The following is a 25505-nucleotide window of genomic DNA, read 5'->3' as shown; positions in this document are numbered from 1 at the left end:
TAAGTCGATGGACAGTGTCTTTCGACTCATCGACTTAAGTCTCATACTATCAGTTTACATTATTGATATACTGGATTTGTATTCCAATTTAGGGGGATCGAGGAGGAGAGAGGATGAAATACGCAATATTGGGTCAATCAGGATTGATTGTTTCTAGGCTGGCATTCGGGGCGATGACTTTCGGATCAGGGAACAATCCCAGTGTCTACAAGGTGGACCAAAGCGGCGCGCAGCAGCTTGTTGACCGCGCTTTAGACGCGGGCATCAATTTCTTTGATACCGCTGACGGTTATGCGGACGGGCAAAGTGAAGAGATGCTTGGACGGCTGCTCGGTTCCCGGCGCAAGGAAACCGTCATCGCTACGAAAGGCGGCTTTCGCGTCGGTCCGGGGCTCGTACAAGCAGGCTTATCCCGTAAGCATCTGTTCGAAGCTTGCGAAGCTAGTCTACGTCGCTTAAACACTGATTACATAGATCTCTATATCGTACACAAAACAGACCCATACACACCGCTCGAGGAAACATTGGAAGCGCTAAACGATCTGGTACGGCAAGGGAAAATTCGCTATATCGGGTACTCGAATTGGCCGGCCTGGCAGGCGGCGCAAGCCGTATCGATGCAGCGTGAGCGCCGATGGGCGACCTTTATTAACGGTCAGTTATATTATTCCTTAGTTGGCCGTGACATTGAACATGAGACGGTTCCATTCGCGGTCCGAAACAAAATCGGATTAACTGTCTGGAGTCCGCTCGCTGGCGGCTTCTTGAGCGGAAAATATACCAAAGAGAACTTGAATGACGATCAAAACCGCTTAAGCGGTTTTGACTTTCTGCCGCATGACAAAGAATGGGGCTTCAAGATTTTGGACACTGTTCGCGTAATAGCTGGAGTATATGGAGCGACACCGGCACAAGTTTCGCTGGCTTGGCTTCTGGCCCAGCCCCACATTAGTAGCGTATTGGTCGGCTCCAGTAAACTAGCCCAATTGGAAGATAATCTGCGCGCGGTAGAGCTTCAGTTGAGCACCGAAGATGTTACGAGACTGGATGAAATAACGCGACCAGTTTCCTTGTATCCAAATTGGTTTACTGCCATGACGAATGATTCGCAAATCGCGGAAGTTCTGGGGTATTAATTGGGGTGGATCCGCAAAGTATTATTTTAAACTTCCTATTCGGAGAAACGTAAAATAAGGAATTGCGCTAACGGCGAACGATTTTTAAACAAAACATCAACGAGCAGGTGCTGCCGCAGCCTGCTCGTTTTTATTCAACTAAAGGGCAGCATAGTTGAAGTCGTCTATGAAAAGCGTTGGGAGATCCTATTGTTATTTATGTATGAACAACGTAGCTCACAGATTGCCGGAAGCTTTCGTTCAAAAAATCTTCCACAGGAAGTGCTTTGGGAAGCTTAGCCCCAGTAATCTGTTCTGCTATCTTGCATCTGTTCTATTCTCTAACTTGTATAATAAATATCAAGCGGGGGAACATCTATTTATTTTCAATAACTTGTTCGAAAACCTTGCAATACATCGTATTATCGCATGGGGAGGAAAGATTTTAGTGATAAAACTTGTACATTTCGAACGTACCGACTTTAAAAAGCTTATTGATTGGATTGATTCACCGAAGTTTTTACTTCAATGGGGAGGTCAAACTTTTTGCTTTCCTTTAGATGAACAACAATTGGAAAATTACATTAAAAGTGCTAATACTTATGCTAGTCAGACCCTAATATATAGGGTGATGCATGAAGAAAATGATGAGGTTATTGGACATATATCTTTACAAATTGATCGGATAAATAAATCGGCAAGGATAGGAAAAGTTTTGATTGGAGAAAAAAGCAAGAGAGGACAAGGCATAGGACAATTGATGATAGAAAAGGTTTTAAATATTGCTTTCGAAGAATTAAAATTACACAGAGTTAGTCTTGGTGTGTTTAGTTTCAACCTTTCTGCAATTGCATGTTACGAGAAGGCTGGGTTTGTAAAAGAAGGATTACTTCGAGAAGCAAGAAAGATTGAGAACGAATTCTGGAGTCTGTGGGAAATGAGTATTTTAGAAAATGAATGGTTTGAAAAAAAAGAGTTAATTTAATACGCTTTATTAAACTAAAGGATAACGTTTGTGAAAGAGTCGCTTTAACAGCGGTTCTTATTTTGCTTACTTAAGTAAAAAATAAAAAAATATGAAGAGGGGATAATCATGCTAGAACTGACAAGAAACGTACTCGAAGACATGGAAAAGCAACTCGATCGGATTATAAAGAGCATAAACCAACTTGATGATGATTTGATTTGGAAAAAAATGAAGGATTCCATGAACAGCATAGGTAATCTTTGCTTACATTTAGCGGGAAACGAATATCAAAACCTCATAAGTGCAATCGGAAACAAACCTTTCATTCGGGAACGTACTCGAGAATTTAATTCTGAAGGCGGCATATCGAAGGATGAATTGATTATTCTTCTTTCGAAGACACGGTCCGAATCGGCAAGTATATTATCAGCATTGTCTGAGGAGGATTTAAAAAGGGAAGTCATAATCCGCTATGACTTGGAGGATTGGAACAGAATGCTTCGGGTTAATGCTTCAGAAGATGAAACCTATGAAGTGAGATTAATCAGTCGGCTTCTTGTTCAGGTTTCGGCACACTACGGATATCATGCAGGGCAAATTGTGCTACTCTCCAAATTACTGAAAGATTCGAATGAACACATAACAGGACAGTATCATTGATCATTCATTCAACTATCGGAAAACTATAGCATAATAATAATACAGGCTGCCGTAGAAATTAATTGCGGCAGCCTATTTCGCGAATGGGCAGTTTAATGAAATAATCTTCGTGAAATAAAATTATAAATGGAAACTTATTACAAGTGCGCTTCGTCTAACTCATTAGAATTAAATTTGGGAGTGATGAGTTTTGAAAACGTTTATTTTATGTTCACCAAGCAATAAGGTAATCGGCATCTATTACGCTGAATGGTATGTAGAATAGTCATATATGGGGGGAAGAGTGCGTGAAAAATACATTATATATTTCATTAATAATGGCAATTGTAATGATTCTTACTGGCTGTATGGAAGGAAATAAACCTGCCGTGACGGATAGCAATAAGAATTCTTACGTTGCCATTGAAAGTGAAAACAAGATTTTACATGATCAAGTCAACCAATTACAGTCGCAAATCCAGGAGATAGAAGTAAAATACAAAGAATTACAAAGCTCTAATGAGTCTAAGCAATCTGCGGAACAACCTATTCCGGTTATATATCCTAGATTGGCTGTTTTTACTACTGCTCAGGATTATATAAAAATCGAATTAAATGACTCAAAAGGAACTATAAAAATTACTGAACCTGTCCTTCTCAATAGCATTTCTAATTTGTTTATTATAAAAAAAGAAGCTTTGCTCGGCAGTGGACCTCAAGCTGATATCGAACCAATTCAGTATTTACTGACAACTCCCCATGGAACAGTAAAAGTCAATATCGTGCAACAAGGTGTTGTAACATTTGAAGATCTTTACCCTGGCATATATTTTGAAGTCGATAATAATGCTTATCAGCTCGGAAAGGCGTTTATGAATCGACCTTCATATATGTCAAATGAGCCAGTAATTGCAAAAATGGTAAACAGCGGTCTAATAAAGGTTGGAGAAAAAGATACATTCTATGTTTTTATTGCTGGACGAGTACGATCAGTCGCTCTTGCTTTTTTTAATTCGAATAAACGCGAAAGTGTAAAACCAAAGAATACTTTAGCTGCCGAGCTGAATATGACATTTTATTATTACGGCGAAGAAATCCAATTGAACTTGTATAAAGGGAAAGCACAGATTAAATATAACAATGGAGAGAATTGGTATGACCTCGAGGATGAAGATGTAAATCAAATTATTTCGAAGTTGTCAGCATCTTAATTTCAATAGTAGGCAACGAAGGGGCAGTTTAGTTTAAAAATATTATTGGAGGTTCCTGTTAAATGGTTTGCAATGCTCCTTATTAGTAGTAATAACGGTTTTATGAACATCAATTCGAAACAAGAAAATTGTACATCGTAAATTAGGGAACATGGAGGTTAATAGTTGAATACCGGTATTGTTGTCGTTTGGCATGTTGGATCATCAACGAGTCATGGAGTGAGCATACGTGAGATAAACCCTTAAAACCGAGGGACGGAGAACGAAAGTTCAATAACATCAGATTAAGGCTACCGGCAGATTGGATCCGTTAGCCTTCTCCGCGTTAACGGTCATTAAAGGGATTATGATTAACGCTAAATGAAGCATATGGTAAAATGAGGAGGATAATTTTCATAATGAAACGGGGCGTGGTAACATGTCCATCCTTCAAATGGCACCCACATGCAATTCATCTAGCAATAACAAATAATAAGATTATAGATTACTCGTTTCATAATATTGTTACTGCTAAAGCATACTGTCCGCCAATTGACGGCGTATGTTGTCCTAACCCTGACGGACAAGCTGTCCAGTCGATTGTTAAAAAAAAGGGGGAATCATGAACATTCTCCTTGGATGACGCGTTTGACCATGTGATCATCGATGATGCGATGCCCATTCTGAGCACCGTAGATTAAACTGTGTGTACAAACTTTATTGACGAGCCTAGCTGAACCGCTAGAAAACCGATAAATATCCTCAATCGCTCCATCCGAGAAGATCTCATTCTCAGCCCCAGCATACGTCAAATGACGCTTTATATAATCCCCAACCTGTGCCAGGTCATAATGCGGAAGCTTGCATTGCAAGTCGATTCGTTGCCTGATCGCAGCGTAAGCTTGAAGTCCTAACCGATCCCAAAGTTCACTTTGCCCCACCAAGATAAGCGTCATCGGACATGGGGAATGATGGAGCCCATAGAATGTCTCAAACATGACCTGTCTCCTTCCGTACAGCACGGTAGGACACAGCAGGGGCTTCTTGTTCTTTGCGCTGCATGAGGAATGTCCCCAATCTCGCCTACTAGGGTACGGAAAGCCATTCCGTGACCTGTAATTGTTAGAAATTATCCCGATTAAGCTTTGATTTAGCTTGAGCATAGCGAAAATTATCTGCCTTTTCTTCACTTCGTGAATAAACAGCATTTAATGAAAATCCCTCTACTTTAAGAGCTCCTTTTAAAAACCGATCCGTAATCCAATTGGTTCCAACTATTCCAAACCGTATCATTTTGCTTCTCACCCTTATTATTTAATTTGAATATTTACTATTATCTTCTCAACAAAGCCAATAATCTTTCAAGATATTAGACATGGGGACGGTTCTGTAGGCTTTTGTGCCATTAGAACTGTCCCCACGGATTGGATTTATTTTACTATCGTCAATTTTTGACCAATATAAAGCGGCTGATTGATATTAAGGTTGTTGCCTTTGACGATGGAGTCGACGGTGACACCAAATTTTTGGGAAATCTTCCAGAGGGTATCGCCGGCAACAACGGTATAAATGAAAGTAGATACGGTTGGAAGCGTAACAAGATATTTTGCCACATAGCCCTGATCGATATAAATGGTATCTTTTTGGTATTCGATTAAATACCAGTCTCCTAAAGCAGAAATAATCTTGATAGCGGTATTCATCGGGAGCACTATTTTTGTGCCGTATTGCGTTCCGGCTGATGTTCTTACATTGACATTCGTCCTGGTTATGGCACTTGAAATGTTTAGAATCTCTTGGTTGGATGGAACTTTGATCAACGTCTTGGCAATATATCCTTTCAGCACCGAGCTCACAATCCGATACTCTACCTGATACCAATCACCTGTTTCACCTGTGATGGTCACTTCGGATCCGAAAGGAATCACTCTTAGGATGGTACTTGATGGATCTGCTGCTGTGCGCAAGTTGGAATTTTTTAAAGTTAACCCAAACCCCGCCGTCACCTGAATCACCTTTTCACTCGCATCATACACATTCACATTTCCCGCGAGGTCTGTAAGCTTTATAACAGGATGATAATTACCTCTGGTTACGTTAAATCCCCGGCTATTTTTTCCATTCCAATAAAAATTGGCCGTACCCTTCAAAAATCTTCCCGCGCCAATGGTTTGAACCACAAGACCGCTTTGATCGACGATCGTTGCATTCATATCCGAATCTTCACTGATTGTCACTGGAATCGTAAGTTTCCCATCTTCAGCAAGCGGACTGACAGCCGGCAAATTAATCGTTGCCGTCGGCTTTACTGTATCTGGCTGAGTTGGCTTTGGCACTGCATAGGTGTAAAGAATTTGATTGGACTCTGTTACAAAAATGGTGTCTTGAATCACACCGATAGGCCGAACGCCAATGCCGCCAGTAGGAGTGGAAAGTGGAAGTGACGAAGAAATAAGCTGGCCCGTTGTAGTATTGAAAAATTTGATTTTGTTTGCATTTTCCACAATAATTTTGTCAGATGCCACGAGCATTCCCCTTGACCCAGAAATCGTCTGAGAGCCACCAAGAGTGACCTGATCCGCATACATAGTCTTCCATTTTTGTGTTCCTGTATTTTTATCAATGGCCATGACATTGGATTCATCAAGGACAATTAAGGAATCATTCGTTACAGAAATTGGCTGCACCACATAGGTCCCCGTTGGGTTAAACTTCCATAATGTCCGTCCTGTAGGCGCATCAAGTACCCAAATGGTTCTTACTGCATTTGTGATCGTTTCGATGTAAAGCTTCTCATCCTTATAGACAGGATTACCATAGATGGGGTTGCCAGCAGGCACATCAAATGCCCAAAGAACAGTACCTGAAGCTGCATCGTATGCATACATTTTCGAGGTGATTTGAACCGGATTCCGTATATTGGCATAGAGCCGGTTTCCGCCAGCAGCGAAAACTCCCTCGACCTGCTCGTTTGTTTTTAGGCTGTATTTCCATTTCAATTGACCTGTTTTTGTATCTACTGCAGCGATTCCCTGCACAGTATCTCTGGTGTAATAGTACAATGTGGTTTGATCTATTAACAGACGGTTGGCAAGTGTATTAACTGTCCAAAGTGTTTGTGTTGATGTACCGTTATCTTGGATGGCATAAAGTGTATTCATGGTGGAAACGTATACGACACCATCTCTTGCGATCAAATCAAGAAAGGCATCCTTATTGTCCGTTGAAAAAACCCATTTCTCTTGATTGGTCGCCAAATCGGTAGCCGAAAGAATTTTTTTCTCAATGCGTTCTACAGAATACAGTTGATTCTGGTCCACACTAAACAAGGAAGAAGCATTGGTAAAAGGATTGGTACTTAAGGTCAATTGCACTGGCACTGTGGCATCAGAATATTTTGTATTTCCCTGGTCGCCAAAATGCATTTGCCAATTTAGTTCATTGGCCCTTATGATTCCAGTATTGGTTAGAGCATCTATTTCCGTTGCCCTTTGTCTTAATTTATAAGTTTCGGACATTAATGGATCAAACACACTGGATTGTGGATCCACTATTTGGTTTGCATTCCAGGGTCCGGTAGCGCCTACCCTATTAACATCTGTAATCGGTACATAAGGAATTGGATACTGTGTTTGTTGGGGGTGGAAAAATAGAACAGGATATCTTCCCCCATTTATATCCACCCCATTAATATATATGGGATGATCTGCGGAGTAGGCCGTAACAGGAACATATTGCCCATAAGTAATGATTGAATTATTTCTATAGTAATTGTTATAATTCATTTTTGAACAACACACCTCCGTTTTTATGCTTTAATCATCTTATGTAAATGTGCCCAGCAAGGTGCGTTGACAGTTTTTGTATTTATGCTCCAGGCTAACAATGTTTCCAAGAGGCCACAATGAGAAAAACCTAGCCACCGCTAGGTCCTTTTTAAGTTGGGCGGATATCGGTAATTCTGTACTCGTACCCCCGGACTCCTTTGTAATACTCCGGATACATGACCCCATTACATTGTTCACATGAGAATTGTGGCGGAACTGTCGGGTTCCGATCATCCATTCGGTCCATATCCATTACTACATCAAGCGGAATCTCCTCTTGCTCGTTACATTGCAAACAGATGAAATTCACTTTTTGTTTGGATAGGGAGAACCGACTGAACTGCGTTCCGGTTGTTCTCTTTTTCTTTCCTTGTTTTCGTTTCTTCGATACCGTAGAGATAGCGAATCATTCACAATATCAAACAATTTGGGAAGGATTAAATATTTTGGATTATGTAATTGCCCCACATTATAAGTCAGATCATAGAGAATCTGAAGATATGGATAAAGCAGTTGAATATATGATCGATAATAAAATTCTTTTTAAAGCTTTGAGGGATGGAGAAGTCATTATTATCGAATGATTGTAATGAACAGGAAGGTTGCACTAACGAAGAAGTATGACAAGTTCTGCTATAAGCGACTAACTTCGTGAAAAGCAGGAGATTACAATGAGTAATCTTAACTTTACAACCGAGGATGGGAATGACGGAACCATGTATCCCGAAACCATTCCGCCAATACTCCTGCGCGCGTCATGACTAACAGGTCATGTGGTGTGAAGTACAGGTAGATTCGGCAGAACGAAGGCTAGAGCCATTCGAATAGAAAAGGTATGCTAACGGATATGCCGCGTGGCTGAAAAACTGGATATGGTGAGAATGTTCAAACAGACTGAACTGACGAACTTCCGAATGTACAGGTCTAAAGTTAGAGCATAGGGAAACATATGTACCATCAAACGATGGGGTGGGCGGCGTAAAGTAAAAATTTTTTCTATGAAATACGCTATGCCGAACAATGGCGGCATTGGTCTCACAGGCTTAGAGGAAGCACCTAAGTCCAGAAAGAATAGCTAGGATGTAAGGGACTTGGAAAGCAAGGGACGTTGCAACAAGGGCTGTTACCCAAAACATTTGTTATAAGGCGCATGCCGAAATACAATAATCCTTGTGAGGGTAGGGGCACGACTGATGAATCTCCTGTAATGGGAGTGGAGGAACAGCCCCAAGTCTAACTGAAAAGAAAGATTGTTTTCCAAGCGTGAATTGCACCGATCAGGTAGGAACGTGGGGACATCAATGGATGCCACAGTGCAAGCTACTGGGATGACTTAACGGTCCATATCCTTGAGTAACGAGGAACTTATGATCTAGTAAATTCAGTTAGAGGGAACGCGGAGTGCTGGGAAACTAGCACGCTCCGTGTGGGACAGGGGAAAAGCTGGAGATAGCATCAAACGCTTACCTATTGTTACCGATAGTGGAGGAGTTTGCTATGTGGCAGCTCCTCTTTTCTATTGAAGTAACGAGCAGGATAGTGAAAAAAGAAAATGGGACGGTAGCAACTTTCTAAATATGATTTCGTTTATATATTCATGAGAAGGAGGTTATGTTTATGAAACGTTATGTTTTAGTAAGTTTATTAGTCATAATAATTACACTTGTTGGATGTCAAAATGATATAGAGACGATACCAAATGCTAAGATTTTCAGTATTAATGTTGATGCACCTAAAGATTTACAAGCGGATGAACTTTTTATTGTAAAAGGTACTTTGGTTAATAATTCCGACAGTTCATGGGAAGTAGAACATGGTGCAGATATGTTCACTTATGTTGTTTATCATAATGGTGAACCTGCTCTGCAAGATGTAAAGCTACGAGTCGTTAATGACATCGGATTAATGATGTCTTTGAAGCCAGATGCGAAATATAGTTACGATGGAGAAGGGCATGTTAATCCAAAAAATAATGAATTCATATTACAAGCAGGAAACTATGATGTCGTTTCAAAGGCAAAATTCAGAATTAAACATGTTGATAAATACTATGAATTTGAAATCGAATCACAGCCTCTTAAAATCAAAGTTTCATAAAGCATGTATATTGAGTATTAAACTAACGGAAACAATAGCGTAATAAGTATAGCAACTAAAAAGGGAGCTGCCGAGGTAGCTTTTTCGCCGTTATGACCGTTAAGGTGAACCCTACCATAAAAAATTTGTTGGGGAAAGTGCGGGAGTGTTGATGAGAGTGTGAGTCTATCCCCTCATGGAATACCCGTACCTAGATACTTTTCTGCATAACGCATAAAAATATCGGCTGCCGGCGAGAGATAACGTCCCTCGAAGGAAAAGATGGCCACCGAACGAGATAGAGGAAGATCCAGTGGGATAATCGAAATAGATGGCCCTGGCGTCTCTGCCATCAGCCTAGGGAGTATCGAAATCCCGAGGCCTTCTGCCACCAGTATCCGCGGAGAAGCGCATTCGTAGGTAATGATTGGCTCAAAACCCTCTCTGATGCACGCCGCATATACAAGTGAACGTAACCTCGATCCCTCTTTAAAAGATACAAACGATTCTTCCCTTAATTCCCGGATAGAAACCGCTTTATGTTTCTCCAATGGATGACCCTTAGCAACGGCAAGAACTAACTCGTCATTATACAGCGATTTCGCACAAATTCCAGACGGAGGATTTGAATCTTCCAACTGTGGAAAATATTTATCATCCCATTCATGTGCAATAGCGAGATCCAATTCGCCCTTCTTAAGTGCCTCAAGAAGCGATCTGGTTGTATTCTCCCTTATAAATACTTTAATCCCCGGATACTCAATCCCGAAGGTTGCCAGCATTCGCGGTAGTCTGGTTTGCACTACGGATTCTAGCGCACCTACAGTTACCTTCCCTCTTAGCTGGTTGTTGAATCCTTTGGCGGAATCTTTGGCCCGTTCCGCCTCAGCTAATGTTTTTTCTGCACCAATAAAAAATATCTTTCCTACCTCAGTAAGCGCTACACCGCGGGCAGAGCGGTTAAACAGCCTTACACCAAGTTCTCGTTCCAGGTTTCTGATTTGCTGCGAGAGCGCCGGTTGGGCGACTTTCAGCCGTTCAGCCGCTCGTGTTAAATTGTTCAATCTCGCGACTTCAACGAAGTAAGCTAATTGTCTAAACTCCATATTTCCGAGATCACCTAATTTTCAAGATATAAGTAAATCATATTGCTACAATAACATATATGTCTTTTTCTTATCAATTTAACTGTAGTAAAGTAATCATCAACAAAAGCACAGTTTGATTTTCTTGGGAATGGAGGTTAATAGATGAAGCCGGCAATCATGAGAAAATTTTAAAAGTCGCGTAGTTCATAGGTTTTTTCTTTTCTTTTAAAACAGTAAGCATTTAAAAAATCTCCGTTTTCCTTAGTGTTTTGAAGCATCTGATAATTATATAGAAATTTTGTTATAAAAAAAGAAAAAAATTGGGAATTGTAAACTCGTAAAGATGCGCTATACTAGGGATTTGGTATCGTTTCCCAAAAAAAAGGTGAGAGGGGCTGTTTACAAATGAAAATAGCTATCATTTGCTTTGATGAATTTACGGATCTTGATGTGTTCCTGCCTTGGGATTTGTTGAATAGAGTGCGATTGGTCGGTGGTATCGCCGATTGGGAAGTAAAGCTGCTGGGGACCGCATCTTCGCATGTGTCTATGGCGGGATTAAGAATCCCCATGCATGGGATGGTTGAGGAGGCGAATACATTGGATGCCGTCCTGTTCGCAAGCGGAAGAGGGGTGCAACCCTTGTTCAAGGACCCGGCTTATCTAAGCCGATTTCAACTTTCTCCGGATCGGCAATTGATCGGATCCATGTGTTCGGGTGCTTTGCTCTTGGGAGCTTTGGGTTATTTGACAGGAAAGCGGGCTACCACTTATCCGACTGCGGCCGGACAGTTAGCCGCGTTTGGCGTAGAGGTCGTTAACGAGAGCTTTGTAAATAACGGTAACATCAGCACGGCTGCCGGGTGTTTGGCCGGACAAGAATTGTCCGCTTGGGTGATTGATTCTTTGATGGGGAATGAAATGACCCAGCGTGTTCTGGAGACGGTTCAGCCTGTCGGCCAGGGGCTTGAGATTGCTTTGTAATTATGAAATTAAGGTTTTAAGAATAACCGCCAATCGGCGGTTATTCTATTTATAAATTGCGGTTGGGTATGGATATAAGGGGTTTATAAGGGGTATGGATATATGTTCTTGTCTTTTAAGGATATATATTCTTGTCCAACTTTCGGGTGACAAGAACATATAAGCTTAAAAGTCGTGTAGTTGCGGCTTTTTTTGTTTTAACGATATATGTTCTTGTCAAAAGCCAATGACAAGAACATATATCGTTTGCCGAATGATGCCAAGAACTTGTATTGTTATGCGTAATTGAAAACCTTTCTCAACAACAGGTTAAATTAGATGAAATTCAAAACGTAAGCTGGAAAGTCCAACGATTGAGGGACGGGCAGTTATGTGATGTGAAGATATATGTATATTCTTGATAAATTTTACACTGATTTATTCCTAAATATGGTATTATAGGATAGCGATATAACTTAATGAAACCATTGTATTCAACATCAAATTACGAAATTAGAAAGTTGTTGAAGTTATTACAAGATTGGGGTAATCCTATGAAAAAGTGGTTTTGGCTAATATTTTTGATAGTGGTTTTAATCATTGCTTATACAATCGTCTTTGGCTTTTCACTTTATATGCTTCCATTTATTTTAATATTTGCAGGTATAGCTTTTTTAAAAATACTTAACTTTATCGAAGGATCTAAACAAAATGATTCAGATGAGTATTATAGGTCGCTGGAAAGAATTAATAGAAAAAGATAAGAAAGAGTTTCGGGAATGTCGTATGGGTCATAATTGTAAACCTAGTTCAATAACGTAGGGCTGCCGATAATTTGGCGGCCCTATTTCGTTATAGGGCAGAAATATTCAATTCAAGTTACCTGGTGGAGGGATAGATGAAGGCGAAAATACTGATGTTGCATTTTTACGTGAAATCAAGGAAGAAACAGGTTATGAAGCTGAAATTATTCATGAATTGGGCTATATCGAGGAACATAAAAAATGTAATAATTTTATGCAGTTTTCCTACTGCTATATAAGTTTACGGGTACCGATCCATTTCACCATTTCAGGATCGCGATGTGAAAAGAACAGGCTTTGTTTCGTATCTAACGTAGTAATCGACTCCATATCCTCATGTCTTAATTCAAAATCAAAGATATTGAAGTTTTCGATAATTCTTTCTTTACGAACAGACTTTGGAATCACAACGACTTCTCTTTGTGTCAACCAACGTAAAACCACCTGAGCAACGGATTTATTAACCTTTTCAGCTATGGATACCAATACCTCATTCTGGAACAAGTTATTTTTTCCTTCAGCAAAAGGCGCCCAGGATTGGATCTGAACGTTGTTCTCTTTCATGAATTTTGCACTTTCGATTTGCTGGTTGAAAGGGTGCGTTTCAACCTGGTTTACGGCAGGAACTACTTCATTATGAATAATCAAATCGATCAGACGATCCGCCTGGAAGTTACTAACGCCAATTGCACGGACCTTCCCTTCACGATACAATTCCTCCATAGCGCGCCAAGAGCCATGCACATCGCCAAATGGCTGATGAATTAAATACAAATCCAAATAATCCAATTGCAGTCTTTCCATTGATTTTTCAAATGCTTTTTTTGTGCGCTCATAACCAGCATCCTGAACCCAAAGTTTCGTAGTGATAAATAATTCCTCTCTTGCCACGCCACTCCGTTTGATCGCTCTGCCAACTGCTTCTTCATTTTGATAAGAAGCAGCGGTATCAATCAGCCGATAGCCTGCCATAATAGCGTCATAAACGCTTTGTTCACATTCATTTTGATCTGCAATCTGAAAAACACCAAAACCGAGTATAGGCATCTCAACACCATTGTTCAAAATTACTTTTTGCATATAAAATCCTCCAGTTTTTTAAAATTATTTGTAAATCGATTTGATCTTATCCATTACACCCATAAAGAGCCAGCAACAGTTGCTTACGCCGCCCCATCTTCGCTGTCGTCACCATGACTACAGGGGTACCAATTGCAGTGGCAAGCGCGAATACAGTGATAAGCTGTCCAGCCGCCGATAACGATACGCCGACGGAATTAGCGACCTCATCTAAAATGCCTGAGATCACGAATTGTGACATACCGACCAAAAAGCTGATAAGGGTCAGCATGTAAATTTTCCAGGTGTTGCTCATTGCCATGTATTCTCCTCCTTTTCACATCCTTATTATTCACCAGATGACAAAGCGACCGTTATCCCATTCGTGCCAAATGTTTGCCTAATCCTCTCACTACCACTTATATAACAGATGAATATGGACTATAATCGAACTATAAAGAATAGAACAAGGAGAATCAAATGTGTGAAATAATCACTAAACAGCAGAAAGAGCTCGCCAAAATCATTGAACGCTATTCAGAAAAGGACGGTGTTCACCCAACTGCTATTCCATCCTTATTTTTCATGCGTGTCTCGAATGCGGCCGGACAAAGCCACGGAGTTTACAAGCCTTCCTTTTGTATGGTAGTTCAAGGGGAGAAGGAGGTATGGCTAGCGCAGGAGCGCTTTACATACAGTCCTGCCGATTACCTTGTTGCATCCGTTCACTTGCCAGTTACCGCCCAAGTCACTGAAGCCACTCCCGATGTTCCATATTTGGGTTTCAAACTTGAATTTACACCGAGTCAAATCTTAGAGGTTTTACATGAGTCTGAAATTCGAGTTGATCCGAAAGAAAATCCTAAGCGAGCAATGTTTGTCAGCCAGATGGAATCATCTTTGTTAGATGCGGCTATCAGGTTAGTTCGTTTGCTTGATAATCCAAAAGATATTCCGGTGCTTGCTCCACTGTTTACGAAGGAAATTCTTTATCGGGTACTGCAAGGTCAGAATGGGATTATTTTGGAGCAAATTGTAATGGAAGGAAGCTCAACCCATCAAATCAAAGATGTTATTGAACAAATAATGAATAACTATGACAGTCTCTTACGGATTGAAGAACTTGCCGAAATAGCAAATATGAGTATTTCTTCGTTACATAGACACTTTAAAGAAATCACTGCTATGAGCCCTCTTCAATTCCAAAAACAGCTTCGGTTGCAAGAAGCTCGGCGCCTATTATTAACGGAGTCGGCGGATGCTTCTGAGGTTGCCTACCGGGTAGGCTACGAAAGTGCATCTCAGTTTAGCCGTGAATATTCTCGCATGTTTGGTTTTCCTCCCAAAGCTGATATGAAGCGTCTGAAGGAAACATATGATCAGACACAGGTAATTACTGAGCAAGTATCCAATGTGTGAGAGGCATTCTGACATCCACCTTAATCAGCCTATAGGTTTGGAAATCACCGCTCGGTAACACTGCTGATACGGCACGGAAATTCCTCCGATTATCCTTAAGCAGTTAGTTCGAGCTATATCTAGAAAAGGCCAAGTAGAAACTCTCTCATCAATGTCAGATGGGGAATCTATTTGGTTTTTTTTATTAGTTAAATATAGGTGGAGCATTTAAGAAATGGTAAGCGGCATCCTTGGCCGGTTAAGATGCAACTGCGAAAGTTAGTGATAAAAATCACAAATTCATGAGTGTTCGTTCATGTAAGAGAAATAGGCAATCATTTAAGATAATCGGGATATCGATCCCTTTTTGAATTGTTGCATAATAAGGTTACGCATGAAACAAGCGCTAAATCATTTTGGACATACTGGTCAAAAACGCTGGACGCTCATCTTGGAATTTTGAGGAAGCCGTAATTGCTTATTTTGGAGGAGGAAAAACATTGAAAAAGTTATTATTACTTGCCCTCGGATTAGTTACTGCCTTCACATTCTCTGCATGTGGAAGTAACAATAACGACATGGCAAACAATACTCGACAAGTTGAACAGTCTGGAACTGACAGTGACATGACAAACAGTACTCGGCAGGCGGAACCTCCTGGAACTGACAGTGAACAAGTTAAACTCCCTGAGAACTACGATAAGGGCGTACTCTATACGACTGTGACTCGTGGAAATGCCAAAGAGCTGCTTTACGCGAGTAAGGAAACGATCGAAGCGGTGAAAGCAGGCAAACCGTTCCCCAGCGGAACCGCATTGACTCTCGAGATATACAGGGATGGAGTACTATCCGACATTTTTGTTTCGGAAAAGCGCACTGGGTGGGGCGATCAGAACTCTCCAAAGAAGAGCAACGGAGATTGGCGATACCAGGCATTCACTGCTGACAAGTCAGTTAATACCAAGAGAAACATCGAGAGCTGCATTTCTTGTCATGCAAGTCAGGAGCGGGATGACTTCGTGTACACATCCAACCAAATGGAGAGTTTCAAACTTGAGACTTTTATGGGATCGCAGGATAACAATACGGAATCGAGGCTTGCAGGTATCCCTTTAGAAGATTGGGAGTTAAATGCATTAAAAGATTACATGGCTACTCTATCATCCGAAAAAAAGTCATAAGATAATAAGTTATGGAGGTAAGCTTTTGAATCCAAATATGTTTATTAAGCTGGTCATTGACCTTATTATGACAGTATCCATGTTGGTAGCGATGGCTTATCATATTACTGGAAATATGATCCACGAACTGGTTGGTGTTTTCTTGTTTGTATTGTTTATGGTTCACAATATCTTGAATCGACGGTGGTATAAAACGATTTTTAGGGGAAAGTACAAGGTACAACAAATTATTAGCATGGCGGTAAATTTGCTATTTCTATTAACGATCGCTGTTGCACTGATTAGTTCCGTGCCAATTTCACGTGACATATTTCCATTTATTCCGATAAATAATGACATGACCGTAAGGCAGATACATGTTCTGAGTGCTTATTGGGGATTTATACTCATGGCTGTTCATATAGGAATCTCGTGGGGAAGGATTATTAATGCAGCGAGAAAAATGACGGGAATCATCACTACCAGCCGTGTACGCACAATTGCGTTTCGTTTCTTGGCGGTGTTAATTGTTGTTTATGGTGTGCAAATTTCCTTTGAAAGAGATATGGGTTCTAGGTTGCTCATTTATAATCCATTTGGGTATTGGGGCTTCGATGAAACCGCCTTGAGGTTTGTAATAGATTACCTAGCTATCATGGGGATCTATATTTGCGGGACTCATTATACTTTGAAATATATTCAGAAACATGAAAAGGCTAAGGCTTAAAAAGTAGATCAATGATAAAGCGGAGATAAGGAACGTTAGTTCAATAAAACGGCGGCAGTCTAGAACTTTATTATCTCGTCCATGGCTGCCGCTGGTTCTATTACAATAAATTGGACTACCGTGGTATCAAAAACGGGGGATGCGTAACCAGAGTATAACGTTCAAAGTTTAAGTTTCACCCTGCAATCAGTCAGATATATGAAGGTTACCGGCACGAATTTATGGTTGAACCCGAGTGACTACAATACGTACAGGATGCAATTTGCGGAAGTTGAAATTTATTAAGTTAAAGAAAGCGATGCCGAACGTACTGGAAGATGCAGCATTAATTGATGGATGTGGTCCTTTTGGAACGTTTTTTAATATTATTTTCCCATTGATGAAACCTGTAACCTCTTCGGTTATTATTACGAACAGTCTTTCGATATGGAATGACTTTTTAGTTCCGCTTCTCTTTTTACAGGAAAGAACAAGTCGTACGATTCCGATGGCTATTTTCACCTTCACGGGTCAATACAATAATAATTGGAACATGATTTTTGCAGCTATCTTGCTGGGAACATTACCGTTAATTATTACTTTTCTGATCTTGCAAAAGCATTTTATTAAAGGCATCGTGGGTGGCGCAGTAAAGGGATAGATCGAAAGATCGATCTATGAACGATAAAGCTTCCGATGTAGCCGACTTGCTCTGCAATTACAGTGATTTTGTAATCGGAGTCTCGAAGCAGTGAACAGCTCCTTTGGACGCGACAATTTTGCAGATAGGAACCGAAGGATTGGCCGGTATGCCGCATGAACATGCGCTGCAAATGTCGACTGCTCCACCGTGATAATGACGCCAAATCTAAAAGCGTAATTGGCTCGTATAAATGGTTCTCAATGTACTGGAGTACTCTAGAAAAGTCGGCAGCTTCTGTTGTCGGCTTTTCTATTTCTCCGAATTTCTGTCTGTAAACGGCAACGACTAACTGGGCTAAGAGTGTTTGAAGCATGGTAGTAGAACCCATACAGGGAGCAGAGACTTCACGGTAAAGCCTCATTATAATGTTTTCAAATGAATTATCGCTATCGAAGATAGAGAAATAGGTCGAAGTACCGTCCGCAAGAGAACTGAGATGTTCCCTGATTGGAGAATCATGAAGTAGGAGAGATAGATGATCTATCATTTGGGTATCAAAGAGACAATTATAGACGATCAACTGATCGCCTGGGGGCAGTTACATGAAAACACCCCAGTAACACTGGTAGAAAATTGCGCTTACTATTACTTACTGAGCACGATGGCTAAGATTGCAGCATTGACAGGGCATTCCGGGGATGTAATGAATTTCGCCGCTAAGGCTGAAAAAGTAAAGGAGCAATTTCACCTGCATGCGGAGTGCTACCAACCGGAAAGCCGCATTTATGGTAATGGTAGTCAAACAAGCTATGGATGTGTGCTATTTAGCGGCATCATTTTAGAAGAAAATAATGAGATTGCGGTTAATCGACTTGTAGAAGCCGTCCAAATCCGTGATTATCACCTTTCGTCAGGCGAAGTAGGCTTAAAACAAGTGTTTGCTTCGCTCGGGAAGTATGGGAAGAACGATATTGTGTATAAAATGGTTATGAATGATACGCAGCCTAGTTATAAGTTCTTTGTTGATAATAAATTAACTACTTTGCCTGAATACTGGAATTACGAGGAGTTATGGCAAGGGATGGTGAGGTCAAGAAATCATGCCATGATGGGGCATGTAAAAGAGTGGCTTACCTATGTATTAGGAATACGAATGGCAGCACCAGGGTATCGAAAGATTATAATTGAACCAACTTTGACACAGACAAAGAGTTAAAGAAAACTTATGTCGAAATTTGAGTGCCCACGCTAAACTAAAGGCAAGACGAAATTTCTCGTCAGATTTGCCAAATAATTAAGGGGTATGAAGAGATGATTGAAATGAAGAAAAGACTGTGGGGGCTTGGAATAGCCGCGGTCATGCTTTCTGGAATCGTACTGACAGCTTGCGGGGGCAACGGTTCCGGTTCCGGATCAAACGCCAGCGCCAGTGCTGGGCCAACTAATGCAGCTGCAGGGCAGGATTCAGGCAAGAAATCGACGATTACATTTTGGGCGGCAGCTACAACGCCGGAGAGAGATACGTTCTGGCAAGGGGTCGCAAAAGATTTCATGGCCAAAAATCCGAATATTACAATTAACTACTTGGGGGTACCCGGGGATTTAACCGGTTACATTCAAAAGGTGAACGTTGCGATTGCCGCAGGAGAAGGTCCGGATGTTATCAACAATTTCACCTCCGATTTTATAGTAGATAACATCGAATGGATCCAAAAATACTTATTTAGTTACTATGCAGTTTATGCTATAGTACTTCCCATCGTTCTTATTATCGCAGATTATTGCTGCTATTATTGATCATCTGAAATAGTTACTGTTTATAGGCACGATTTCACGATCTTATTTTATAAATTTTTCGTGTACCTTTTGGTATTAAAAGGTGAAAACATAAACTGAAGCCGCGTAATATTGCGGCTTTTCCGATTTTTGCGGGAGTTAAAATATTTAGCTTGCGGACGAAAATAAACTGTGATATATTTTGTGTGTAACCGGTACCACATGATTAAACGTTGGTATTATGGGCTTTAATATGAATATAAGGTATCGTTACCATAAATATGAAGTTGGAAGTGAAACTAGGATGGCAACCATTCGTGATGTAGCCAAGTTAGCCGGAGTCTCTATTGCCACTATCTCTCGTTACTTAAACAAAAGTGGATATGTAAACGCAGATACGGAACTGAATATAAAACATGCGATTGAAAAACTGAATTATTTACCTAGTGTTGTAGCAAGGGGGCTTGCTGGAAAAAGCACACAAACATTTGCGCTAATCTTACCCGACATTTCAAATCCCTTTTTTCCAGAGTTAGCCCGGGCGGTTGAAGATGTTGCTTCTACTTATGGATTTACCGTCATTTTATGCAATTCTGACGGTCAAATTGGTAAAGAAAAAAATTATATTGACATATTAAAGAGCAAAAATATCGATGGCATTATTTTTGCATCCAATACATTGGGTCAAGAAGATGTAGACAAATTGGCGTCTTTTAACATCCCGTTTGTTTGTTTAGACCGAGCGCCTACCAACAAGTCCTGCAGCGTTGTTCGTTCGAACAATCGTGAGGGAGGCAGATTAGCAGTAAAGCATCTTCTTGAATTAGGAAGCAAGAAAATCGGGCATATTTATGGTCCTCAGGATCTGATCCCTGCCAAAGAGAGATTAATTGGATATGAGGAATCCGTAAGAGCTTTTGATTGGTTCAGCCCAAGCTTATTGGTTCAAGGGGATTTTGGGATTAGCGGTGGTATAAAAGCTACAGGTGAACTTATGCGCCGGCACCCTGATATTGATGCTATATTTGCAGGAAATGATTTGATGGCCGTTGGAGCCTTGAAAGCTTTGCATAGAATGGGCATTAAAGTTCCTGAACAAGTAGCCGTTTGTGGATTCGATGGAATAAATATGACCGAAATTACAGAACCTGAATTAACGACAATCGCACAGCCCATCTATGATATGGGAGCTTTGGTTTCAAGGATTTTAATTAAGAAGATCGAAGGCACCATCGAAGAGGATCAAATTTATGAACTGGATGTCACGTTAATTCCAAGAGAATCTACGAAGAGGAGTGGGTAAATTGAAGGTACCTCATATCGTTGTTATCGGAAGCTTAAACATGGATATCGTAATTGAAGCAAATAGACACCCACAACTGGGAGAAACGATTCTTGGATCTAACGCCCGGTTCATACCAGGTGGCAAAGGTGCAAATCAAGCGGTAGCGGCTGCAAGGCTCGGAGCCAAAACAACAATGATTGGAGCTGTCGGCACAGACAGTTTTGGTCAAGAGCTGCTGAAAGCTTTAGATGATAATAAGATCAGTAGAAACTCGGTTAAACTCGTGGATGGCACTGCAACGGGGGATAGCTTCCATCTTTATTTCAAATGGGGATAACAGCATTGTGGTTGTTCCGGGTGCTAATTATCAATTGCTGCCAGACGATATCGATAGATATGATGCAATCATCCAAAATGCGGACATCCTTCTTCTTCAGTTGGAAATTCCTTTAGATACGGTTATTCATGCAGCGAAAAAGGCAAAGTCGTTTGGGAAGACTGTTGTCTTGAATCCGGCTCCCGCTCAGTTTTTGCCGGATGAACTATTGAGGAATGTAGATTACATCACTCCCAACCGGTCGGAATTGAGTTTGCTTACTGGGATTCAGGCGGAAGGTGATGAATTGGAAACTGCGATGACAAGCATAATACAAAGGGGAGCAAACAACGTTGTCACGACGTTGGGGGCTGATGGATCCGCTTTTTTAGAAAAAGGGAAACTTCAAAAAGTTCCCGGTTATAAGGTTTCTGTTGTTGATACGACAGGCGCTGGGGATTCATTCAATGCCGGATTAGCTTTTTCGCTTGCCAAGCAAAACAGCTTGGAACAATCTGTATCATTTGCAGCGAAGGTATCAGCACTAGCCGTTACTAAGTTTGGTGCTCAAGCTGGTATGCCAAGCATGAAGGATGTGGAAGTGTTTGCGAAAAATTCCAAGGGAGAACCTACATGAAAAAGATTGGAATTTTAAATAGTGAAATTTCCAAGGTGATCAGTGAACTTGGGCATACCGACACGATTGTCATTTGTGATAGCGGGTTGCCTATTCCTGCTCACGTAAAGCGAATTGATCTGGCTTTGAAACAAGGTGTTCCTTCTTTTATGGATTGTTTGGAAACCGTACTTCTAGAAATGCAAGTTGAGCAGGCTTTCATTGCAAGTGAAATGGATCAGGTAACTCCAAAGCTAAAGAAGCAAATGGAAACTTCCTTAAACGGGGTAACTGTGCACGAGGTGAGTCATGAAGAACTGAAGACAATGACTCATCAGGCTAAGGCAATCATACGAACAGGTGAGTTTACTCCATATGCCAATGTCATTCTTCAGGCTGGAGTTATCTTCTGAAAGGAGGAATTGGAATGACGTCCAAATTGTTAGAAATGAAGGGAATCAGTAAAAGTTTCCCTGGAGTTAAGGTGCTAGAGCAGGTTGATTTTACCCTGCATCGCGGAGAAGTTCATGCGTTGATGGGGGAAAATGGGGCTGGTAAATCTACGCTAATGAAAATATTAGGTGGAATTTATACAAAGGATAGTGGGTCCATTACTGTTAATGGAAACGTTTACGATATTGCATCACCTTCCATGGCGCAAAACTTAGGCATCGTTATTATTCATCAGGAGCTAAATATGGTTCCCCATTTAACGGTCATGGAAAATATTTTTCTTGGCCGAGAATTCACTTATGGGAAGTCGAAGCTAATTAACTGGAGACGGATGAGACAAGAGTCTCATCGTTATTTATCTCAATTGGGTTTGAATATTGATCCGGGTACGTTAGTTAATGAGCTTTCTGTAGGTCAACAGCAAATGGTCGAAATTGCGAAAGCGTTATCTATGAAAGCAGAAATTCTTGTTTTGGATGAGCCGACGGCGGCTCTCACGGACCGTGAAATTGAGGCATTATTCCTGGTCATCGCTTCCCTTAAGGAAAAGGGTGTCGGCATGATTTATATTTCCCATCGGATGGAAGAAATCTTTAGGATTTGCGATCAAGTTACGGTGATGCGCGATGGACATTATATTGGAACCGAGTACATTGCCAATACGACGATGGATCATCTCGTCAAAATGATGGTTGGCAGGGAAATTAAAGACCGTTTTCCTAAAGTAAAAGTCACCCTAGGAGAAGAAAAACTGACGGTCAACGGGTTGACTCAAAAAGGGAAGCTCCATGACATTTCCTTATCTGTAAGGGCTGGAGAGATCGTAGGCATCGCCGGACTTATGGGTGCTGGAAGAACAGAACTGGCGAAAGCACTGTTCGGAGTGACGTCTATTGATCGTGGAACGATTTCCATTAACGGAAAACCAGTCTCAATTAAGAAACCAATTGATGCCATTCACGCTGGTATTGGCTTAATCACGGAAGATCGGAAAGATGAGGGACTGCTCCTTCCCCTCTCAGTAAACGACAACCTAGCCCTTCCGAATTTGAAGATATTATCATCATTTGGTTTCATGAATCGTTCAAAGGAACGGGAACTATCGGATTCCATGATAAAAAAACTGCTGATTAAAACACCAAACAGTGAGCAGAAGGTCGGCTCTCTAAGCGGAGGTAATCAGCAAAAAGTGGTAATCGGGAAATGGTTGGCCACGAATCCGCAAGTATTGATATTGGATGAGCCTACACGCGGAGTTGATATCGGTGCTAAGAAAGAAATCTATGATCTAATGAATGAACTAGTTTCGCAAGGTGTAGCCATTCTTATGATCTCTTCCGAGCTTCCGGAAGTTTTAGGAATGAGTGACCGTATACTCGTCATGCACGAGGGGAAAATAAGCGGTGAATTTACACAAGAAGATGCAAGTCAGGAAAAAATCATGTTAAGTGCAACAGGGGGAGGGAACCGACATGCAGGTTGACGGTAAAGCTTTAAGCAGACCCAAAATAGGTAAGATACAGAGTCTTGGGTCTTTATTGGGATTGGTTCTAATTGTAGTCATTTTGTCAGTAGTGAACGGTGACTTTTTAACCGTTGGTAATATTTTTAACGTTCTTCGTCAAATTTCGATTAATGCTCTTATTGCCTTCGGTATGACATTCGTCATTCTGACTGGGGGAATCGATCTTTCTGTAGGATCCATACTGGCTTTATCAAGTGCTTTTACGGCTGGTTTAATGGCAAGCGGGATGAATACGTGGCTAGCTGTAGGAATCGGTCTAATTGGCGGTTTGGTCATGGGGGCGATCAACGGCTTATTAATCACGAAAGGTAAGGTAGCTCCATTTATTGCGACACTGGCAACAATGACAGTATTCCGCGGACTTACCTTAGTTTATACGCAGGGAAGGCCAATCACGGGCTTCAAAGAGGATTTCGCTTTATTAGGGAAGGGGTATTTTCTGCAAATTCCAATGCCGATTATATGGATGGTCATTGCTTTTGCAGTTTTATATATCATTTTAAAACATACAACTTTTGGTCGACGTGTCTACGCACTCGGCAGCAACGAGGAGGCGACTTGGCTTTCAGGTATTAACACATCGAAAGTAAAAATCTTGGTTTACTCGATTAGCGGTCTATTAGCTGCAATTAGCGGTATCATTCTAACTTCCAGACTTAACTCCGCTCAGCCGACAGCAGGAGGAGCGTTTGAGTTGGATGCGATTGCAGCTGTGGTTCTTGGCGGAACCAGCTTATCTGGGGGAAGAGGTTGGATTGTCGGTACATTGATTGGTGCCATGATTATTGGTGTATTGGATAACGGTCTTAACCTATTAAATGTTTCATCCTTTTATCAACAGGTGGTTAAAGGGGTAGTCATCTTAATTGCAGTATTGTTAGACCGATCAAAAGCTCGAAAATAAAACACATCAAAGGGGAGTTTACCATGAAAAAAATGAATCTCGTATTATCTGCCGTAGTAGCGGTGTTCTTGATACTGGCTGGTTGTTCGACACAATCTAAAATTGAGGGAGGAGCTACTGCCGCACCATCAGCTACCGCCGATAGCAAAGCAGCTGCAGGCAAAATGACAATTGGGCTTTCCGTTTCCACTTTAAATAATCCATTCTTTGTCACATTGAAAGACGGTGCGGATAAAGCGGCAAAAGAAGCTGGTGCTACTTTGGTCGTTGTAGATGCTCAAAATGATACAGCGAAACAAATAAGCGGTATTGAAGATTTAATTCAGAAAAAGGTAAGCGTAATTCTTATCAATCCGACAGATAGCGATGCTATTGTTACTGCGGTACAATCTGCAAATAAGGCCAATATTCCTGTAATTACGGTTGACCGTGCAGCCAATGGCGGAACAGTCGTTACTCACATTGCTTCAGATAATGTAAAAGGCGGCAAAATGGCAGGCGACTTTATTTTGAAAACCCTTGGTGACAAAGGTAATCTTGTAGAACTTCAAGGGATTGCAGGAACTTCGGCAGCACGTGATCGGGGAAAAGGTTTCCATGATGCTGTTGACGGAAAAACTGGCGTAAAAGTGATTGCTTCTCAACCTGCTGATTTCGACCGAGCAAAAGGGCTTTCCGTTATGGAAAATATTCTACAAGGAAATAAAGATATTCAGGCGGTATTCGCTCATAATGATGAAATGGCATTAGGTGCCCTTCAAGCGATTCAATCCTCTGGTAAAAATATTGCAGTAGTTGGTTTCGATGCTACAGATGACGCGGTTAAAGCCGTAAATGACGGAAAACTTGCAGCAACAGTAGCTCAAAAACCGGCATCCATCGGAGATACAGCTGTGAAAACAGCATTGAAAGTGCTTAAAGGGGAACAAGTAGAGAAATTTATTCCGGTAGATTTGGAATTGATCACGAAAAAGTAAGTATCCGTATATGTTTCAT

Annotated in this window: 25 protein-coding genes and 4 pseudogenes; 22 read left to right on the top strand and 7 right to left on the bottom strand. The window is 41.0% G+C overall.

Annotated elements, in window-relative coordinates; genetic code table 11:
* Positions 1 to 113: 113 nt before the first annotated feature.
* The 4 genes from QFZ77_RS31160 to QFZ77_RS31145 all read left to right on the top strand — a co-directional run bounded on the left by QFZ77_RS31160 (position 114) and on the right by QFZ77_RS31145 (position 3932).
* Positions 114 to 1136: an aldo/keto reductase gene (locus QFZ77_RS31160; protein WP_307445858.1), complete on the top strand. Its 1023-nt coding sequence runs from the start codon at positions 114 to 116 to the stop codon at positions 1134 to 1136.
* A gap of 427 nt (positions 1137 to 1563) precedes the next feature.
* Positions 1564 to 2100 carry a GNAT family N-acetyltransferase gene (locus QFZ77_RS31155; protein WP_307445857.1) on the top strand — a complete coding sequence of 179 codons (537 nt, stop codon included), beginning with the start codon at positions 1564 to 1566 and terminating at the stop codon, positions 2098 to 2100.
* Between the two features lie 108 nt (positions 2101 to 2208).
* A complete protein-coding gene (locus tag QFZ77_RS31150; RefSeq protein WP_307445855.1) occupies positions 2209 to 2742 on the top strand; it encodes a DUF1572 family protein in 534 nt (177 codons plus the stop codon).
* Between the two features lie 287 nt (positions 2743 to 3029).
* Entirely contained in the window at positions 3030 to 3932 is a 903-nt protein-coding gene (locus tag QFZ77_RS31145; RefSeq protein WP_307445853.1) for a hypothetical protein, read from the top strand.
* A 599-nt stretch (positions 3933 to 4531) separates the two neighbouring features.
* On the opposite strand, the pseudogene QFZ77_RS31140 reads toward QFZ77_RS31145, so the two are convergent.
* The 3 genes and pseudogenes from QFZ77_RS31140 to QFZ77_RS31130 form a co-directional block, all read right to left on the bottom strand.
* Positions 4532 to 4879 (bottom strand): annotated as a pseudogene (locus QFZ77_RS31140) (AAA family ATPase); the annotation flags it as partial.
* A gap of 199 nt (positions 4880 to 5078) precedes the next feature.
* Positions 5079 to 5204: pseudogene (locus QFZ77_RS31135) on the bottom strand (oxidoreductase); the annotation flags it as partial.
* Positions 5205 to 5341: 137 nt separating this feature from the next.
* Positions 5342 to 7696, bottom strand: coding sequence for an outer membrane protein assembly factor BamB family protein (locus QFZ77_RS31130; RefSeq protein ID WP_307445849.1), 2355 nt, complete (start codon positions 7694 to 7696; stop codon positions 5342 to 5344).
* A 488-nt stretch (positions 7697 to 8184) separates the two neighbouring features.
* Here QFZ77_RS31130 and QFZ77_RS31125 point away from each other — a divergent pair, with 488 nt between their 5' ends.
* Together QFZ77_RS31125 and QFZ77_RS31120 are read left to right on the top strand one after the other, a co-directional pair.
* Entirely contained in the window at positions 8185 to 8322 is a 138-nt protein-coding gene (locus QFZ77_RS31125) for a hypothetical protein (RefSeq protein ID WP_307445847.1), read from the top strand.
* A gap of 1033 nt (positions 8323 to 9355) precedes the next feature.
* On the top strand, positions 9356 to 9835 hold the full coding sequence (locus QFZ77_RS31120; protein WP_307445845.1) for a hypothetical protein: 480 nt from the start codon (positions 9356 to 9358) through the stop codon (positions 9833 to 9835).
* A 173-nt stretch (positions 9836 to 10008) separates the two neighbouring features.
* Here QFZ77_RS31120 and QFZ77_RS31115 read toward each other — a convergent pair whose 3' ends face one another.
* Complete coding sequence (locus QFZ77_RS31115; RefSeq protein ID WP_307445843.1) at positions 10009 to 10920, bottom strand: LysR family transcriptional regulator; 912 nt, start codon at positions 10918 to 10920, stop codon at positions 10009 to 10011.
* Between the two features lie 387 nt (positions 10921 to 11307).
* Here QFZ77_RS31115 and QFZ77_RS31110 point away from each other — a divergent pair, with 387 nt between their 5' ends.
* From QFZ77_RS31110 to QFZ77_RS31100, 3 genes and pseudogenes are all read left to right on the top strand, one after another.
* Positions 11308 to 11886 carry a DJ-1/PfpI family protein gene (locus QFZ77_RS31110; protein WP_307445841.1) on the top strand — a complete coding sequence of 193 codons (579 nt, stop codon included), beginning with the start codon at positions 11308 to 11310 and terminating at the stop codon, positions 11884 to 11886.
* Positions 11887 to 12419: 533 nt separating this feature from the next.
* Complete coding sequence (locus tag QFZ77_RS31105) at positions 12420 to 12629, top strand: hypothetical protein (RefSeq protein ID WP_307445839.1); 210 nt, start codon at positions 12420 to 12422, stop codon at positions 12627 to 12629.
* 103 nt (positions 12630 to 12732) lie between these two features.
* Positions 12733 to 12822, top strand: a pseudogene (locus tag QFZ77_RS31100) (NUDIX hydrolase); the annotation flags it as partial.
* 77 nt (positions 12823 to 12899) lie between these two features.
* Here the strand turns inward: QFZ77_RS31100 and QFZ77_RS31095 are convergent.
* Positions 12900 to 13748, bottom strand: a complete 849-nt coding sequence (locus tag QFZ77_RS31095; protein WP_307445837.1) for an aldo/keto reductase — start codon at positions 13746 to 13748, stop codon at positions 12900 to 12902.
* 64 nt (positions 13749 to 13812) lie between these two features.
* Positions 13813 to 14043, bottom strand: a pseudogene (locus QFZ77_RS31090) (MFS transporter); the annotation flags it as partial.
* 164 nt (positions 14044 to 14207) lie between these two features.
* Here QFZ77_RS31090 and QFZ77_RS31085 point away from each other — a divergent pair.
* The 4 genes from QFZ77_RS31085 (at position 14208) to QFZ77_RS31070 (ending at position 17652) form a co-directional block, all read left to right on the top strand.
* Positions 14208 to 15146, top strand: coding sequence for an AraC family transcriptional regulator (locus tag QFZ77_RS31085; protein ID WP_307445835.1), 939 nt, complete (start codon positions 14208 to 14210; stop codon positions 15144 to 15146).
* 479 nt (positions 15147 to 15625) lie between these two features.
* Positions 15626 to 16306, top strand: a complete 681-nt coding sequence (locus QFZ77_RS31080) for a cytochrome P460 family protein (protein ID WP_307445833.1) — start codon at positions 15626 to 15628, stop codon at positions 16304 to 16306.
* Between the two features lie 25 nt (positions 16307 to 16331).
* Entirely contained in the window at positions 16332 to 17012 is a 681-nt protein-coding gene (locus QFZ77_RS31075) for a DUF4405 domain-containing protein (protein ID WP_307445830.1), read from the top strand.
* Between the two features lie 271 nt (positions 17013 to 17283).
* Positions 17284 to 17652 carry a carbohydrate ABC transporter permease gene (locus QFZ77_RS31070; RefSeq protein WP_307445828.1) on the top strand — a complete coding sequence of 123 codons (369 nt, stop codon included), beginning with the start codon at positions 17284 to 17286 and terminating at the stop codon, positions 17650 to 17652.
* Here QFZ77_RS31070 and QFZ77_RS31065 read toward each other — a convergent pair.
* Positions 17618 to 18007, bottom strand: coding sequence for a helix-turn-helix domain-containing protein (locus QFZ77_RS31065; protein ID WP_307445826.1), 390 nt, complete (start codon positions 18005 to 18007; stop codon positions 17618 to 17620). The two genes, QFZ77_RS31070 and QFZ77_RS31065, sit on opposite strands and share 35 nt — an antisense overlap.
* 162 nt (positions 18008 to 18169) lie before the next feature.
* Between QFZ77_RS31065 and QFZ77_RS31060 the strand changes: the two genes are divergently transcribed.
* The 9 genes from QFZ77_RS31060 (at position 18170) to rbsB (ending at position 25486) form a co-directional block, all read left to right on the top strand.
* Entirely contained in the window at positions 18170 to 18850 is a 681-nt protein-coding gene (locus QFZ77_RS31060; protein ID WP_307445823.1) for an alpha-L-rhamnosidase-related protein, read from the top strand.
* A 104-nt stretch (positions 18851 to 18954) separates the two neighbouring features.
* The gene (locus QFZ77_RS31055) at positions 18955 to 19431 is read left to right on the top strand and encodes an extracellular solute-binding protein (protein ID WP_307445821.1); all 477 of its coding nucleotides are present in this window, start codon (positions 18955 to 18957) and stop codon (positions 19429 to 19431) included.
* Positions 19432 to 19714: 283 nt separating this feature from the next.
* The gene (locus QFZ77_RS31050) at positions 19715 to 20713 is read left to right on the top strand and encodes a LacI family DNA-binding transcriptional regulator (protein WP_307445819.1); all 999 of its coding nucleotides are present in this window, start codon (positions 19715 to 19717) and stop codon (positions 20711 to 20713) included.
* 1 nt (position 20714) lies between these two features.
* Complete coding sequence (locus QFZ77_RS31045; RefSeq protein ID WP_307445817.1) at positions 20715 to 21032, top strand: PfkB family carbohydrate kinase; 318 nt, start codon at positions 20715 to 20717, stop codon at positions 21030 to 21032.
* Positions 20983 to 21648, top strand: a complete 666-nt coding sequence (locus QFZ77_RS31040; RefSeq protein ID WP_307445815.1) for a ribokinase — start codon at positions 20983 to 20985, stop codon at positions 21646 to 21648. Before QFZ77_RS31045 ends, QFZ77_RS31040 begins: the two co-directional genes overlap by 50 nt.
* On the top strand, positions 21645 to 22040 hold the full coding sequence (gene rbsD, locus QFZ77_RS31035) for a D-ribose pyranase (protein WP_056839153.1): 396 nt from the start codon (positions 21645 to 21647) through the stop codon (positions 22038 to 22040). Before QFZ77_RS31040 ends, rbsD begins: the two co-directional genes overlap by 4 nt.
* 14 nt (positions 22041 to 22054) lie before the next feature.
* Positions 22055 to 23563: a sugar ABC transporter ATP-binding protein gene (locus QFZ77_RS31030; RefSeq protein ID WP_307445812.1), complete on the top strand. Its 1509-nt coding sequence runs from the start codon at positions 22055 to 22057 to the stop codon at positions 23561 to 23563.
* Positions 23553 to 24509 (top strand): ABC transporter permease subunit, encoded by a 957-nt coding sequence (locus QFZ77_RS31025; RefSeq protein WP_307445808.1) that lies wholly within the window; start codon positions 23553 to 23555, stop codon positions 24507 to 24509. Before QFZ77_RS31030 ends, QFZ77_RS31025 begins: the two co-directional genes overlap by 11 nt.
* Positions 24510 to 24532: 23 nt before the next feature.
* On the top strand, positions 24533 to 25486 hold the full coding sequence (gene rbsB / locus QFZ77_RS31020) for a ribose ABC transporter substrate-binding protein RbsB (RefSeq protein ID WP_307445806.1): 954 nt from the start codon (positions 24533 to 24535) through the stop codon (positions 25484 to 25486).
* Positions 25487 to 25505 lie beyond the last annotated feature (19 nt).

It is taken from the genome of Paenibacillus sp. V4I3, assembly GCF_030817215.1.
In the GTDB taxonomy this organism is placed as follows: domain Bacteria; phylum Bacillota; class Bacilli; order Paenibacillales; family NBRC-103111; genus Paenibacillus_E.
This window is presented reverse-complemented; position numbering and strand designations above follow the sequence as displayed.

Excerpts from the sequence above, each read along its gene's own strand:
- rbsB (WP_307445806.1), top strand. The coding sequence starts at position 24,533 with ATGAAAAAAATGAATCTCGTATTATCTGCCGTAGTAGCGGTGTTCTTG.
- QFZ77_RS31120 (WP_307445845.1), top strand. The coding sequence starts at position 9,356 with ATGAAACGTTATGTTTTAGTAAGTTTATTAGTCATAATAATTACACTT.
- QFZ77_RS31095 (WP_307445837.1), bottom strand. The coding sequence starts at position 13,748 with ATGCAAAAAGTAATTTTGAACAATGGTGTTGAGATGCCTATACTCGGT.
- QFZ77_RS31130 (WP_307445849.1), bottom strand. The coding sequence starts at position 7,696 with ATGAATTATAACAATTACTATAGAAATAATTCAATCATTACTTATGGG.
- QFZ77_RS31085 (WP_307445835.1), top strand. The coding sequence starts at position 14,208 with ATGTGTGAAATAATCACTAAACAGCAGAAAGAGCTCGCCAAAATCATT.
- QFZ77_RS31030 (WP_307445812.1), top strand. The coding sequence starts at position 22,055 with ATGACGTCCAAATTGTTAGAAATGAAGGGAATCAGTAAAAGTTTCCCT.
- QFZ77_RS31040 (WP_307445815.1), top strand. The coding sequence starts at position 20,983 with ATGGCACTGCAACGGGGGATAGCTTCCATCTTTATTTCAAATGGGGAT.
- QFZ77_RS31060 (WP_307445823.1), top strand. The coding sequence starts at position 18,170 with ATGATCTATCATTTGGGTATCAAAGAGACAATTATAGACGATCAACTG.
- QFZ77_RS31110 (WP_307445841.1), top strand. The coding sequence starts at position 11,308 with ATGAAAATAGCTATCATTTGCTTTGATGAATTTACGGATCTTGATGTG.
- QFZ77_RS31065 (WP_307445826.1), bottom strand. The coding sequence starts at position 18,007 with ATGCTTCAAACACTCTTAGCCCAGTTAGTCGTTGCCGTTTACAGACAG.
- QFZ77_RS31025 (WP_307445808.1), top strand. The coding sequence starts at position 23,553 with ATGCAGGTTGACGGTAAAGCTTTAAGCAGACCCAAAATAGGTAAGATA.
- QFZ77_RS31105 (WP_307445839.1), top strand. The coding sequence starts at position 12,420 with ATGAAAAAGTGGTTTTGGCTAATATTTTTGATAGTGGTTTTAATCATT.
- QFZ77_RS31150 (WP_307445855.1), top strand. The coding sequence starts at position 2,209 with ATGCTAGAACTGACAAGAAACGTACTCGAAGACATGGAAAAGCAACTC.
- QFZ77_RS31050 (WP_307445819.1), top strand. The coding sequence starts at position 19,715 with ATGGCAACCATTCGTGATGTAGCCAAGTTAGCCGGAGTCTCTATTGCC.
- rbsD (WP_056839153.1), top strand. The coding sequence starts at position 21,645 with ATGAAAAAGATTGGAATTTTAAATAGTGAAATTTCCAAGGTGATCAGT.
- QFZ77_RS31115 (WP_307445843.1), bottom strand. The coding sequence starts at position 10,920 with ATGGAGTTTAGACAATTAGCTTACTTCGTTGAAGTCGCGAGATTGAAC.
- QFZ77_RS31160 (WP_307445858.1), top strand. The coding sequence starts at position 114 with ATGAAATACGCAATATTGGGTCAATCAGGATTGATTGTTTCTAGGCTG.
- QFZ77_RS31055 (WP_307445821.1), top strand. The coding sequence starts at position 18,955 with ATGAAGAAAAGACTGTGGGGGCTTGGAATAGCCGCGGTCATGCTTTCT.